Source organism: Polaribacter sp. L3A8 (assembly GCF_009796785.1).
In the GTDB taxonomy this organism is placed as follows: Bacteria; Bacteroidota; Bacteroidia; order Flavobacteriales; family Flavobacteriaceae; genus Polaribacter.
In genome coordinates this window covers 3,808,623-3,823,924 of the sequence record NZ_CP047026.1, presented here as the reverse complement: position 1 = coordinate 3,823,924, position 15,302 = coordinate 3,808,623, and the positions used below count along the sequence as shown (strand labels likewise).

Genomic DNA, 15,302 nt, shown 5'->3' with positions numbered 1-15,302 from the left:
AACCACGACGCTTTTACTAAAGCGCCAAAACAACACAACTAATGCTGCCCTAACAAAAAGCAGCCGACAAATATACGATGTTTTTAGATATTCTCAAATAAAGAAGTTGTTTTTTATTTTATTCTCAATTGTCTATTAATTCATTTGATTGTATCTTTGCATTCTTAAATAAACATTAGAAAACTAAACAGCAAATGCAATTATCAGAACAAGAAGTTGTACGTAGAGAAAAGCTCGTAAAATTACGCGCTTTAGGCATCAATCCTTATCCTGCAGATTTATATCCAATAGATTCAAATTCAGCAAAGATAAAGCAAGATTATGCTGAAGGAAAAAAGGTAATTATTGCTGGTAGACTAATGTCTATTAACATACAAGGAAAAGCTTCTTTTGCACAATTACAAGACGGAGAAGGTAGAATACAAGTGTATTTTAACCGTGATGAAATTTGTACTGGTGAGGATAAAGCCTTGTACAATGATGTTTTTAAAAAATTACTAGATTTAGGTGATTTTGTAGGGATTGAAGGAGAATTGTTTACCACTAAAGTGGGAGAAAAAACAGTACGTGTTAAGAACTTTACATTGTTAAGTAAGTCTTTAAAACCATTGCCTTTACCAAAAGTAAAAGACGGTGTTACTTATGATGCTTTTACAGATCCTGAATTACGCTACAGACAACGTTATGCAGATTTAGTAGTAAACCCACACGTAAAAGAGGTGTTTATAAAAAGAACAAAATTGTTTAACGCAATGCGTTCTTTCTTTAATGATGCTGGTTATTTTGAAGTTGAAACTCCGGTTTTACAACCAATTCCTGGAGGTGCAGCAGCAAGACCTTTTATAACGCATCATAACTCATTAGACATTCCGTTATACATGAGAATTGCCAATGAATTGTATTTAAAAAGATTAATTGTTGGTGGTTTTGATGGTGTGTATGAATTCTCTAAAAACTTTAGAAATGAAGGAATGGACAGAACTCATAACCCTGAATTTACAGCCATGGAAATCTATGTATCTTACAAAGATTACAATTGGATGATGGATTTTGCAGAGCAACTTTTAGAGCATTGTGCTATTGCAGTAAACGGAACTTCTGAAGCTACTTTTGGTGAACACAAAATAGACTTTAAAGCGCCTTATGCCAGAGTTACAATGGCAGATTCTATTAAACATTTTACTGGTTTTGATATTACTGGTAAAACAGAAGATGAAATTAGAGCTGCTGCAAAAGGCATGAATATTCCTGTGGATGAAACAATGGGAAAAGGAAAGTTAATTGATGAAATTTTTGGTGAAAAATGTGAAGGAAACTACATTCAGCCAACTTTTATTACCGATTATCCTAAAGAAATGTCTCCGCTTTGTAAAGAACACAGAGACAACCCAGAATTAACAGAGCGTTTTGAGTTAATGGTTTGTGGTAAAGAAATTGCCAACGCATATTCTGAATTAAATGACCCAATTGACCAACGTGAGCGTTTTGAGCACCAATTAAAATTAGCTCAAAAAGGAGATGATGAAGCAACTGAGTTTATTGATGAAGATTTCTTAAGAGCGTTAGAATACGGAATGCCTCCAACTTCTGGAATGGGAATTGGAATGGACCGTTTAATTATGTTTTTAACCAACAACCAATCTATACAAGAAGTTTTATTCTTCCCTCAAATGAGACCAGAGAAAAAAGCGACTGCAGTAGAATTGAATGCTGATGAAAAAGCTGTTTTGGCAATTGTTACCAAAGCAGAAAAAATAGATTTAAACGACTTAAAAGTAAAATCTGGTTTGTCTAACAAAAAATGGGATAAAACCATTAAAGGTTTAACAAAACATAAAGTTGCAAAGGTTACTAAAACAGACGATGGTTTGTTTGTGGAGCTTGTTTAACAATACTTTGATAAGACTTGTCATTCTGAAATGAGCCTTTTTAGGCGATTGAGGAATCTCATAATTTACAAAAGGAATTACAGCAATGTAGTTCCTTTTTTTTATGATGTCTTTTTATGTTGTTTCTTACATAATTTTAGAATAGGTTTGTGTTACTAAGAACACCAATAAGAATGGAAAATTATAAAGAAGTAATTGAATGCGTTTATGCTGATGTAAAAAATGTAGCTGACATTGGTAAAGTAGCCAATTACATTCCTGAATTGGCATTTGTAGATCCATCTAATTTTGGCGTTGCTGTTACAACTATTGATAAAGAATCTTTTGGTGTTGGCGATTTTGACAAAAAGTTTTCGGTACAAAGTATTACTAAAATTCTTTCATTAACCTTAGCTTATAAATTTGAAGGCATAAAATTATGGGACCGAGTAGATGTAGAACCTTCTGGAAATCCGTTTAACTCTTTATTACAATTAGAAGCAGATTTAGGAAAACCTAGAAACCCTTTTATAAATGCTGGCGCAATTGTGGTTTGCGATGTATTGGTCAGTCACCTTAACAACCCAAAAGAAGACTTCTTAGACTTCTGTAAAGATATTTCTAACATTCCTACTTTAAAATATAACGAGAAAGTAGCACAATCGGAAAAAAGTTCTGGGTATAGAAATGTTGCGCTTTGTAATTTTATAAAATCTTTTGGAAACATTAAAAATGACGTAGATGTAGTCTTAGACTTTTACTTTCACATGTGTTCTTTAGAAATGACCTGTAAAGAACTTTCAAAAATATTTTTATATCTAACGATTGATAATTTTACAACACAAAAAGGAGAAAAAGTAATTACAGAAAGTCAAACAAAAAGAATTAACGCCATTATGCTTACTTGTGGTTTTTATGATGAATCTGGTGAGTTTGCTTTTCGTGTTGGACTACCTGGTAAAAGTGGTGTTGGAGGCGGAATTGTTGCCATTCACCCAGATAAATACTGCATTGCTGTTTGGAGTCCGAAGTTAAACATCAAAGGAAATTCTTATAAAGGAATGTTGTTTTTAGAGAAATTTACCTCAAAAACTACTTCTTCTATTTTTTAGAAAATAGACAAATAACAGCGCAATAAAAACTCAAAATATATTCAATAATTACATTGGATATATGAATAAAAAAGAGGAACTTTCTTGTACTTTCAATAAGGATGAGATGGAACAAAATAAACACAATTTTTCTTCTTTTGAAGAATACCCTACAACAGATAAAAGCCTTTGGTTAGACTACTCTAAAGAAAAAACTACTTTTAAAATATGGTCTCCAAGAGCTAACGCTATAAAGCTAAATTTATATAAAACTGGTAATAATACTGATGCTTTTGAAACCTTAGATTTAATTGCTGAAGAAAATGGACTTTGGTTTAAAACTATTGACAGAGATTTAGACGGAACCTACTATACATACCAAACATGTATTAATGAAACTTGGTTGGCAGAAACCCCAGGAATTTATGCTAAGGCAGTTGGAGTAAATGGAAATAGAGCCATGGTTTTAAATACTGATAAAACGAATCCCGAAAATTGGGAGCAAGACAAATATGTTCCGTTAGACATGCCAAATCATGCTATTATTTATGAACTTCATATTCGAAATATAACCATTCAAAAAGAAGCCAACTCATCTTATCCCGGTAAATATTTAGGTTTGATAGAAAAAGGCGTAAAAAGCACTCAAAATGTTCCAACTGCAATAGACCACATAAAAAGATTAGGAATTACACATGTACATTTATTACCAACTTTTGATCAATATTCTATTGATGAAACGCATTTAGAAACTCCACAATTCAATTGGGGCTACGATCCTCAAAATTACAATGTTCCAGAAGGCTCTTTTTCTACAGATCCTTTTAAAGCAGAAGTCCGTATTTACGAATTTAAAACAATGGTACAAGCTTTTCATGATGCAGGTATCGGAGTTATTTTGGATGTTGTTTATAATCATACAGGAAAAACAGAAACTTCTAATTTTAACTTAGAAAACCCAGGTTATTATTATCGATTTAATACTGATGGTACTTACTCTAATGCATCGGGTTGTGGTAATGAAACTGCCTCTGAAAGAAAAATGACTCAAAAATTTATGGTTGAGTCTGTAAAATATTGGACGGAAGAATATCATTTAGATGGTTTTCGTTTTGATTTAATGGCAATTCACGACATAGAAACTATGAATTTAATTGCCAATGAAGTAAAAAAAATAAACCCCAATGCACTTATCTATGGTGAAGGTTGGGTTGGTGGTAGCTCTCCGCTACCAGAAGAAAAGCGTGCTTTAAAAAAACACATTTCGCAAATGCCACAAATTGCTGCTTTTTCTGATGATATTAGAGATGCTATAAAAGGAGCCGTTTTTGAAGATGAGAGTACAGGTTTTGTTAGTGGTGCAAAATTTACTGAAGAATCTATTAAATGCGGAATTGTAGGTGCCATAGAGCATCCACAAGTAAATTATGAATACGTAAATTATTCGAAAGCTCCTTGGGCTCAACAACCTTGGCAAGCAATTAATTATGTTTCCTGTCATGATAATTTTACCTTATTCGATAAATTAAAAATATCTAGCCCAGATGCTTCTGCAGAAGAAATTAAGGCAATGCATAAATTGTCTACCGCTATTGTAATGACCTCTCAAGGAACTCCTTTTTTACATGAAGGTTCAGAAATGATGAGCACAAAAAAAGGAGATCGTAACTCTTATAAATCTCCCGATGCTATCAATGAAATTGATTGGAATTTAAAAATAGAAAATGCCGATGTTTTATCCTATTATAAAAACCTTATCAAACTAAGAAAAGAGCACCCTGCTTTTAGAATGCCAACAGCTAAGGACGTTCAAGATAATTTAAAATTTAAAAAAATAGATGATGGTTTGGTTTCTTATCTGCTAAAAAACAACGCAAATAATGATTCTTGGTCAAAAATATTGGTCATCTTTAATGGACAAAATCATGACATAAATTATGAGCTAAACCAATCTTATAAAATTGCAGTGCTAAAAGATTCTTTTGATTTTGAAGGCAAAGAAAGTGTTAGCGACACTGTAACTGTTCCTGCTATTTCTATGATGGTTTTGTTTCAGAAAAAAATGACTGCCAAAGAAAAATATTATAAAGAGAAACTTTTAGAGTTGGTAGAAAAACTTTTTATAGAAACGGGAGACGCTAGAAGTCGGTTTATAAATTGCGAAGAAAGATTAAAAGCTGCTTATACTGCTTCTAAAATTGAATCTAACTCTAATGATGTTATTGCTTTTTGGGATAATCTATGGAATGATTTAAACGAAAAAGAGGCTCTTTTTAATAATACAATTGAGCTTAAATCATCATTCTTAATGACCATTCAATCTAAAGAGAATACTGCATTAGAAAAATATTTGTTATTTTTATTAAAAGAAATCTCAAGGTTAAATTAAAAACTCATTCTATTAATAAAACCTTTTAAATTTAGTTTATTTCTAAAAGAAAAAACAGAAATTTGTGCGCTAGGAATTTAAGTCATTAAAACCTATCTCAAATAAACACAACGCTATAATTTCTTATGATTAATTCGTCTCAAACTGAAAATCAAATTCAGCAAGTTACCAATTTTAAAGACCTTACTTCATCACCTTTTCAAGGAGAAGTAAACGCAATGTGTTGGTCTCGTAATTTAATTGGAGATTTTTCTGAAATTGTTAAAAAAGCACCTCTAGAAGGAAACATGGCAGAACTTACCCCCCAAAAACTTCTAGAACTTCAATTAAGTAAAGAAGGACAATTGGCTCGTACTATCCTTTTAAATGATTTTAAGTTATTAAAAACTCATGGAGCGTCTCCTACAATTAACCTTATTAGATGTTATGAGAGAGATGATGTTTTTCCTTCTTTACCTACAGACGTGTATTCTTTTCATGTAGATCGTTCTCCAATACCAACAGACACTTTTTTATGCACGTATTACGGAGAAGCAAGTGATATTTTACCCAATGCACAAGGCACACAAAAAATACTTATTCCAGAAATAAGAGCAGAGCTCAAAAAACTTTATGATGGACCAGATGCTGGTTTTGAAGCCTTTTTAAGTGAATTTTTCTTTGATTTACATTATCAAGCAAAACCAGAAGCACAAATAATTAGTTTAGGTATTGGTCATTTATGGAAACTAGCAATAGACCATCCAGAAAGCAAAATACTTCCTTGCCTTCATAGAGCTCCTAAAGAAAAAACAGGAGAAACTCGTTTAATGATGATTTGTTAATTTTAAAAATAGTCAATGAAAATAAAGATTGATAAGTTTGTAGTATCCATTATAATCGTAATATTAATCGCTTATATATTTCCTCAATGGGGAACACAAGAAAGCGAAATTCCGATAAATACTATTAGTTCGATTGGTATTTCACTTATCTTCTTTTTTTATGGACTAAAATTAAGTCCTAGTAAACTAAAAGAAGGGCTCAAAAATTGGAAATTGCATATTCTAGTGCAACTATCTACCTTTTTAATCTTTCCTTTACTCGTTTTATTACTGCACCCTTTCATACAAAACGAAGAACAAGAAACCATTTGGTTAGCCTTCTTTTTCCTAGCTGCTTTACCATCTACAGTATCTTCTTCTGTGGTTATGGTCTCTATGGCAAAGGGCAATATTCCTGCAGCTATTTTTAATGCAAGTATATCCGGAATTATAGGTATTGCTATCACTCCTTTATGGATGGGACTCTTTGTAAATGAGATACAAACGGATTTTAATTTTACAGACATTTACCTAAAATTGATGCTTCAAATAATTGTACCGGTTGTAATTGGACTTCTTTTACAACGTTTTCTGGGTGCTTTTGTACAAAAACATAGCAGTAAACTTACCATTTTTGATAAATCGATTATCCTTTTAATTATTTACAAAAGTTTTGCTGAATCTTTTGAAAGAAACATATTTAGTGCTGTTTCCTTTTTAGATTTAAGTATTATTTTAGTTGGTGTTATGCTATTGTTTTCTACAGCCTTTTATCTCACTGGTTTTTTGTCTAAAAAAATAAACCTTAATAGAGAAGATCAAATTACAGCACAATTTTGTGGTACAAAAAAATCTTTAGTACATGGCACTGTTTTTTCAAAAATACTATTTGGCAACATGGCAACTATTGGTATTATATTATTACCACTCATGCTGTTTCATGCCACACAAATACTAATAATTAGTATTGTGGCAACAAAAAAAAAACCTTAAAAAGCAGCCTATAAAATTCTAAAAACTACTAATTTTTAATTGTAAAGAAAAAACCTATCCTTTAAATTTCATCCCTAAATGAACCACTTTTTTGGTTTCATAAAAATCTTCATCAAAATAATCTGGTAAATTATAAATCGTTGCAGACGTATATAATTTTAATTCTTCAGTTAAATCACCACCTTTTAAGTATAAAATTCCGTTTAAAACCGTAGTTTATTTTAAATAGAATACATTTTTATTTGATTTTAAAGTATCTTCGTTATTATGTTGTTTTTTACTAAACATAACGTTGCTGCACATTTAAATACAAAAAAAAATACCTATCATTTTGAGAAGGATACTTTTACTTATAGTTTTATCTCTTGTTTTTGCGTGTTCTTCAAAAAAAGAAACACTCATAAATTATACAAATTCGCAAATAGAATATTCGGGCAGAATAGACTCTTCAAAAACGAAAGCAGCAGAACTATATTGGTCAGGAACTTCCATAAAAATTAATTTTGAAGGCGAATCTATATCAGCATTGCTTAAAAATGAAAAAGGAGATAATTATTACAATATTATAATTGATAATGATAGCCTCTTTATTTTACGTCCAGATACAATTAAACGTTATTATAAACTTGCATCAAAATTACCGAAAGGAAAACATACCCTTGAAATTTTTAAAAGAACTGAATGGAATAGAGGTAAAACTTCTTTTTACGGTTTCAAATTAGAAGGAAATTCAAAAGTACTAAAGAAGCCTATAAGTAAAAAAAGAAAAATAGAATTTTACGGAAACTCTATAACTGCTGGATATGCAGTTGAAGATTTATCTGAAAAAGATTCTCCAGACAGTACTTACACTAACAATTATTTAAGTTATGCTGCCATTACTGCCAGACACTTTGATGCAAAATATCAATGCATCTGTAAAAGTGGAATTGGAATAACAGTTAGTTGGTTTCCACTAATAATGCCAGAAATGTATGATCGATTAATACCTAAAGACCCAAATAGCAAATGGGATTTCTCTCTTTATACTCCGGATGTAGTAGTGATTAACTTATTACAAAATGATTCTTGGTTAGTAAATATGCCAGAAAACGATGAGTTTAAAGCTAGGTTTGGCACTAAACCTCCAAATGAAAAATATATTATAAATGCATACCAACAATTTGTATCTAAAATAAGAAAACATTATCCTAGAGCCAATATTATCTGCACACTAGGATCTATGGATGCAAGTAAAAAAGGCTCTAAATGGATTAAATATATTAGAAAAGCAGTTGATCATTTAAATGATAGTGCAATTTACACACACGTTATGCCATATAAAAAAAGTGTTGGTCATCCATCTATAAAAGAACAAGAATTAATGGCAAAAAGTTTAATTAATTTTATTAAAGAAAATATAGATTGGTAGATAATACCTACCCTTTAAATTTCATCGCTAAATGAACCACTTTTTTGGTTTCATAAAAATCTTCATCAAAATAATCTGGTAAATTATAAATTGTTGCAGACGTATATAATTTTAATTCTTCAGATAAATCACCACCTTTTAAGTATAAAATTCCGTTTTTTAAATCGTGATTTTGCTTTTTAGCAATTCTACCCTTAGTCCATCCCACAAATGTTTCCATTTGTGCTACTGCTCTACTTACAATAAAATCATAAGTATCCTTTACTTCTTCTACTCTACCGTTTGTAGTTTTTACGTTTTCTAAACCTAAACCTTCTACAACCTCTTTTACTACTTTTATCTTTTTACCAATAGAGTCTACCAAATGAAACTGAGTTTCTGGAAACAAAATTGCTAATGGAATACCAGGGAATCCTCCACCTGTACCAACATCCATTACTTTAGAACCTGGTTTAAATTGTATCACTTTTGCAATTCCTAAAGAATGCAACACATGGCGCAAATACAATTCGTCTATATCTTTTCTAGAAACAACGTTTATTTTTAAATTCCAGTCTTGGTATAATTCTTGAAGCTTAGAGAACTGTTCTATCTGAATAGCCGTTAAGTCTTTAAAATACTTGTGTATAATTTCCATCAATAAATATATTTGAATTGCAAAAATAGTTATTTGTATTGAAACAATTCTTAACAATAAGTGACGTTTATCATAAAAAGCTATTTCAAAAAGCATATTTTTGTAAATTATTTAAAACAGTACATGAAAACAATAAACTTTTCGAGAGTAGATAAAGCGAAATTCTTTAGAACTCTAAACAAAAGAGTAAATACATATTTTAAGGAAAACGAATTACAAAAAACAGGAAACTGGAAATTGTACACAAAAGCAATTATAATGTTTTCTCTTTTCTTAGTTCCATTTATTTTAATTTTAACCGTTTCTATGCCACAATGGGTAATGGCACTTTTAATGGTAGTTACAGGAATAGGAATGGCTGGTGTTGGTATGAATGTAATGCACGATGCTAATCATGATTCTTTTTCTAAAAGAAAATGGGTAAACAAACTCATGGGAAGTAGTATGTATATTTTAGCTGGTAATGTTTATAATTGGAAAGTACAACACAATGTGTTGCACCATACATTTACAAACGTAGAAGGCCATGATGAAGATATAGATGCAGGACGAATTATTCGTTTTTCTCAACATTCTACTTGGTTACCAATTCATAAAATTCAGAAATATTATTCTATCTTTTTATACGGGTTATTAACTATAAACTGGGCTATTACTACAGACATTAAACAAATGCACCGTTATTTAAAACAAAAATTATCTTACGGTAAATTTCCAAACCCAGCAACAGAATGGACTAAATTAATAATTTCTAAAGTAGCTTATTATGCACTTTGGATCCTTTTACCGCTATTAGTCTTAGACGTAGCTTGGTGGAAAATTTTAATTGGCTTTTTTGTTATGCATTATACTGCAGGTATGATTTTAAGTTTGGTCTTTCAGTTGGCACATATTGTACCAAATACAGAAATGCCACTTCCAGATAAAGAAGGAAATTTAGAACACACTTGGGCAGTCCATCAATTATACACCACATCTAACTTTGCGCCTAGTAATTGGTTGGTAAATTTCTATACAGGTGGTTTAAATCATCAAGTTGAACATCATATTTTTCCGCACATTTCTCATGTACATTATGATAAATTAGCTAAAATTGTAAAAGAAACCGCCAAGGAATTTAATTTGCCATATAACGAATACGATACTATGCGTAAAGCAGTTATAGAACATTTTAGACATTTGGGAGTTTTGGGTAAAAACCCTGAAATAGCATAAGTAGAACAACAACAACTAACAGTAAAATGAAAAATCCATTATCGGACAGAATTAACAGTTTACCTGTATCTCAAACTTTAGCAATGGCTGCTAAAGCAAGAGAACTAAGAGCAGAAGGAAAAGATATTATTGGTTTAAGTTTGGGAGAACCAGATTTTAATACGCCAGATTTTATTAAAGACGCTGCTATTGAAGCTATCAATCAAAATTACAATTCGTATTCTCCAGTAGATGGGTATGCAGATTTAAAAGAAGCTATTTGCGTAAAGTTTAAACGTGATAACGATTTAGTATACAAACCAAGTCAAGTTGTCGTTTCTACAGGAGCAAAACAATCTATAGCAAACATTGCACAAGTATTATTAAACCCAGGTGATGAAGTTTTATTACCAGCACCTTATTGGGTTAGTTACTCTGCAATTGCAATTCTATGCGAAGCAACGTATGTAGAAATTCCTTCTTCTATAGAGAATGATTTTAAAATCACTCCAGCACAGTTAGAAGCTTCTATTACGCCTAAAACAAAAATGATTTTCTTTAACTCACCAAACAACCCAAGTGGAACTATTTATAGTGAAGCAGAATACAGAGCGTTGGCAGCAGTTTTAGAAAAACACCCACAGATTTTTATCTTATCAGATGAAATCTATGAACATATCAATTACGAAACAAAACCATTTAGTTTTGCAGCAATTGAAAGCATGTACGACAGAACCATTACCGTAAACGGTTTGGCAAAAGCATTTGCTATGACAGGTTGGAGAATCGGTTATATTGGTGCTCCAGAATGGATTGCTAAGGCTTGTACAAAAATGCAAGGTCAAATTACTTCTGGTACAAACTGTATTGCTCAAAGAGCAGCAATTACAGCGGTTTTAGCACCAGTTTCTAAAATTCAGTATATGGTAGACGAGTTTAAAACTCGTAGAGATATCATTATTGGTTTATTAAGAGAAATTGACGGCTTTAAAGTAAACGTTCCAGAAGGAGCTTTTTACGTTTTTCCAGATGTTTCAGCATTCTTTGGTAAAACCATCAACGGATATAAAATTGAAACTGCAAGCGATTTTTCTTTATTTATCTTAGAAAGAGCAAATGTAGCTACAGTAACTGGTGAAGCTTTTGGTACACCAAACTGTATTAGAATATCTTATGCAGCATCAGAATTACAAATTAGAGAAGCAGTAAAAAGAATTAAAGAAGCATTAAGCTAAACTTTAAAATATCTTAAATATAAAATCCATCTTTTTTAGATGGATTTTTTTTTGTGCCAAATTTATTTTCAGCATCTACTATTTTATGGCGTGCCCTTTCAGGTCAGGCTTTCAACACTCGCTTTTTTGTAAAAACAAAAAGAGCTCAAACAATTGTTTCAATCCTTCACGCATAATTACTTGCAAACAGATTTACTCACCTAAAGCCCAATTATTTATTAAGAACAAAGATTTCTAATATTCTCTAAAAGCTATAACAACAAAAAACCACATCTAAATTTAGACATGGTTTTAAGAAAATTTGGGGGAACTCTCTAGGGGGCTATATATCTTTAATATTTATATCAGTTTCTTATAATCTTACTCAAAGATAATTTTAAAACAACTTAAAAAACACCAAATCAGCTCATTAACATTTAACTATAGTTAAAGAGCAACTTTGCTCCTTTCAGCGGAGTTTTGTAAGTTAAAAACCTTTTAAAGAACGAATACACTAGATTATAAGATAATCTTACTTACAAACCAGACAAAAAATGCTACTTAAACCGTAACTAAGAACTTAATTAACAGCAAAACACTAAATAAACAACAATACCCCTATTAAGAGGAAATAATAATAACCAAACTAATAAAGGAACCTACAAGATTGTACCAACCTGACGTTCTATTTTTCCTTGGTGATTTAAAATCATAGATTTAATTCTAGACACAGACTTAACTTTCTTTAACCTCATGTTCTTTTTAAGATCTTGTTTGTAAACAGATGTTAAAATTCCTCTTTCCTCTTAGGTAGTTGTTTGTTTATATCTCATGATATTTTGTTTAGTTAATTATGCAAAGAAGACAACCTCTAAATAAAAACGTTACAAAACAAAAAAGTAACAATCACCTAAAAAAGAAGGAATTATAGCATTGATAATTTACGGAAAAAGAAAATTTTCTAAAAATAAACCCCGTAATTAAAAATTAATTACGGGATTTATAAATAATAAAAGCTTAAATTATTTTTAATTCACAACCAATTTAATTGTTTTATAATTTCTAAAATCATTTCTAATTTTGATAAAATAAACACCAGATTTTAAACCTTCTCTTAACATAGATATACTATTGTTTCCTATCGTAGTATTTTCTTCCATTTTTCTAACCAAAGCACCTGTTACATTATATACTTCAATTTTGGTGGTTGCATTTGTTTCTGAATAAAAACTTAATTCAGCATTAGATTTCATTGGGTTTGGTATTAAAAGCGCTTCATTTTCTGCAATAACATCTGTATTAACACTAAGTGCTTGTTGTGTAAACTGTATGTCTTTTAAATTCATTGCTTTCTCTAAAACTGCTGTTCCATCAGAAGACATTGTAAAAGTAATATTTATAGCATCAGTTAAATTAATACTACCGCCCGCTGCAGACACAAAATGCGATAAAGGAATTGCATAATGCGCTTCTGTTTCATTTAATTTTATAGTGGTTCTAAATTGATTTTGCCAAGCATCAATACCTTCTTTTAAGATGGTAATTTCTAAATCTCCTGTTCCGCTTGCATCTAATTCAAACGTATCAAATTCAGATAAATCTATAGCAGTACTTCTTGGTGTAAATGATCTAAATGCAGAAACATACTCACTTGTGCTTGCTTTTATAGAAATATTTCTTTCTACCCTATAACCACTTCCAGCATAAATATTATCATTTTGTGTAATTACAAATTCGTTAACAGTGGTTCCTGCAGGAGAATCGTCTTTTCCCCAAACACCATCCGACATAAATAAATCATCTGGCGTTAAATTATATTCATTTTCTATTCTAAAACCGATATCAAAAATGTTTCCTGTTTCAATAACCAAAGTTTCAATATAATTACCAGTTAAATCTATTGTATTATTAAAATATTCTGTTGTAGAAGTTTCCGTTCTTTTAAAACCTGCATCTATAACCACACTTTTACTCCTACGTATATTAATCAACTCTAACTCTAAAGTACCATTTACATAAGCTCCTTTTTTAACAAATACAGGTGGTGGTGTTGATGTAACGTAATCTGAAATAGGTTTTTGTATTTCAAATAAAGCCAAAGCTTCCTCTCCTAAAGTTAACAAATCATCTACACTATTTGTCCAGATTTGAAAGTTATAGTAAGTTGCACCCGCTTCATATTTATCTATATTCCAATGACTGTCTATTTCAAAATTCACATCGTTGTTTATCAATCTTCCAGAAAAACTTAAAACAAATTCCTTTGATCCGTTGCTATTCTTTATAATTGATTTAATAAAATGCACGCCTTCTTTTCCCTCTCCTTCTTCACCTTCTTCAATCTCTTCTTGAAATAATTCTATCGTAGAAACAGACAATAATTCTGCTCCTAACAATCTATCACAAATAAACTTTGTGTGTTCATACACTCCGTTTTCTGTTTTTGTCGCTAAAACAACTGCTACTGTTTCACCATCTTTTACATAATCTACAGAATACAGTTCGGTTGCATTTGTAATAGCAATTAAATCTGACGGTGAAGATTCCACAGTTGTGGTTCCAGGAATTACATCCAAAGGAATTAAATCTTTTAATTCAAAACTGGTACTTTTTGACGCAGACTTCTTATAACTCTTAGATTTTACAACTTTTTTGGCTTTTAATTTATCAAACTTATAGTTTCCTTTTTTTCTTAAATAGTTTCTTTGATTAATTTGCTGAGAAAGACGGTCATTACTTTCTAAACCACCATCATTTCCACTAGAAACTTGCGGTGCAAGTACAGGACACGCTGCTACCCCAGAACAAGCCGGATCATCACAGTCTACTAAACCATCACCATCATCATCAACTCCATTTGCACAATCTTCTTGAGGCACTGGTGCCGTAGGACATCTTGCTCCATCATTAGAACTACTTGAAGGTCCGTATGCAAAAAGATTAGAATCTAAAGAACTACCTTCTTGTAATGTTTGTACACTTTGAATTACATATACAGTTCCTGTTTGGTTTGCTGAAACATAAAAACGACCTGAAGCATCAAAATAAACAGCACCATAGGTATAATTTAATCCTGCTAAAATTGGAACTTCTCCTAAGTCAGTTACTTCACCTGTAGCAGCGTTAATTCGATACAATATATTTGTCTTTTTTTCTACAGTATATAAATGACCATCCACAGCATTAAAAGCCCAATCATGTACAGAAATATTTTTTGATAAAGTATTTGTACTTACATATTTTGTGTAATTAGCAGATTCTGGATTTAAATCTATTTTAAAATAACTGGTTCCACCACCTTTTAAATAGTAAATTCCTTCCGAACTAACATCACCAACATACCTACTAGAAGTTGGTAACTCGTCTATATAAAAAGTTTCTACATTAAAGTTTTTTCCGATTCTTACAATTGTTTTTGCAGGCGCACTTAATGATCCCCAAATATACCCGTCTGCAGGGTTATAACCTACTGCATTTACATATCCTTCTGTAACATCTTCTTTAACAACATAAGAGCTACCTGAAGCTAAATCTAAAGCATAAATATCATTTCTTTGAAATAAATATGCATTATAATCACAATTAAAAGGTTCATTTTGCGCAGTTATAGATATGCTTAAAATGACCACTAAAAAGAATAAAACGCTAGTAATTGAAGAGGGTAAATGTTTAATCATAATTCGTATTTTTATGTAAAGGTAT

Annotated in this window: 10 protein-coding genes and 1 pseudogene; 8 read left to right on the top strand and 3 right to left on the bottom strand. The window is 31.1% G+C overall.

The genetic code is table 11. The features are described from left to right. Nucleotides 1-194 precede the first annotated feature (194 nt). The 5 genes from lysS (at nt 195) to GQR92_RS15840 (ending at nt 7,144) form a co-directional block, all read left to right on the top strand. Nucleotides 195-1,889, top strand: a complete 1,695-nt coding sequence (gene lysS, locus GQR92_RS15860; protein WP_158841222.1) for a lysine--tRNA ligase — start codon at nt 195-197, stop codon at nt 1,887-1,889. Nucleotides 1,890-2,062: 173 nt separating this feature from the next. After that, complete coding sequence (locus tag GQR92_RS15855; protein ID WP_158841220.1) at nt 2,063-2,980, top strand: glutaminase; 918 nt, start codon at nt 2,063-2,065, stop codon at nt 2,978-2,980. A gap of 61 nt (nt 2,981-3,041) precedes the next feature. Beyond that, the gene (gene pulA / locus GQR92_RS15850) at nt 3,042-5,348 is read left to right on the top strand and encodes a type I pullulanase (RefSeq protein ID WP_158841219.1); all 2,307 of its coding nucleotides are present in this window, start codon (nt 3,042-3,044) and stop codon (nt 5,346-5,348) included. Nucleotides 5,349-5,473: 125 nt separating this feature from the next. Continuing rightward, a complete protein-coding gene (locus tag GQR92_RS15845; protein WP_158841217.1) occupies nt 5,474-6,172 on the top strand; it encodes a hypothetical protein in 699 nt (232 codons plus the stop codon). 15 nt (nt 6,173-6,187) lie between these two features. Further along, complete coding sequence (locus GQR92_RS15840; RefSeq protein WP_158841215.1) at nt 6,188-7,144, top strand: bile acid:sodium symporter family protein; 957 nt, start codon at nt 6,188-6,190, stop codon at nt 7,142-7,144. 54 nt (nt 7,145-7,198) lie between these two features. Here GQR92_RS15840 and GQR92_RS18030 read toward each other — a convergent pair. Beyond that, a pseudogene (locus GQR92_RS18030) lies at nt 7,199-7,348 on the bottom strand (16S rRNA (guanine(527)-N(7))-methyltransferase RsmG); the annotation flags it as partial. A gap of 127 nt (nt 7,349-7,475) precedes the next feature. On the opposite strand from GQR92_RS18030, the gene GQR92_RS15830 reads away from it, so the two are divergent. Further along, nucleotides 7,476-8,555: an SGNH/GDSL hydrolase family protein gene (locus GQR92_RS15830; protein WP_158841213.1), complete on the top strand. Its 1,080-nt coding sequence runs from the start codon at nt 7,476-7,478 to the stop codon at nt 8,553-8,555. 7 nt (nt 8,556-8,562) lie between these two features. Here the strand turns inward: GQR92_RS15830 and rsmG are convergent, their stop codons facing one another. Continuing rightward, nucleotides 8,563-9,192 (bottom strand): 16S rRNA (guanine(527)-N(7))-methyltransferase RsmG, encoded by a 630-nt coding sequence (rsmG, locus tag GQR92_RS15825; RefSeq protein WP_158842213.1) that lies wholly within the window; start codon nt 9,190-9,192, stop codon nt 8,563-8,565. 123 nt (nt 9,193-9,315) lie between these two features. Here rsmG and GQR92_RS15820 point away from each other — a divergent pair, with 123 nt between their 5' ends. Both GQR92_RS15820 and GQR92_RS15815 read left to right on the top strand, forming a co-directional pair. After that, nucleotides 9,316-10,407, top strand: a complete 1,092-nt coding sequence (locus GQR92_RS15820; protein WP_158841211.1) for a fatty acid desaturase family protein — start codon at nt 9,316-9,318, stop codon at nt 10,405-10,407. Between the two features lie 26 nt (nt 10,408-10,433). Further along, nucleotides 10,434-11,621 carry a pyridoxal phosphate-dependent aminotransferase gene (locus GQR92_RS15815; RefSeq protein WP_199269150.1) on the top strand — a complete coding sequence of 396 codons (1,188 nt, stop codon included), beginning with the start codon at nt 10,434-10,436 and terminating at the stop codon, nt 11,619-11,621. 1,007 nt (nt 11,622-12,628) lie between these two features. Here the strand turns inward: GQR92_RS15815 and GQR92_RS15810 are convergent. Then, nucleotides 12,629-15,277 carry a DUF6923 family protein gene (locus tag GQR92_RS15810; protein WP_158841209.1) on the bottom strand — a complete coding sequence of 883 codons (2,649 nt, stop codon included), beginning with the start codon at nt 15,275-15,277 and terminating at the stop codon, nt 12,629-12,631. Nucleotides 15,278-15,302 lie beyond the last annotated feature (25 nt).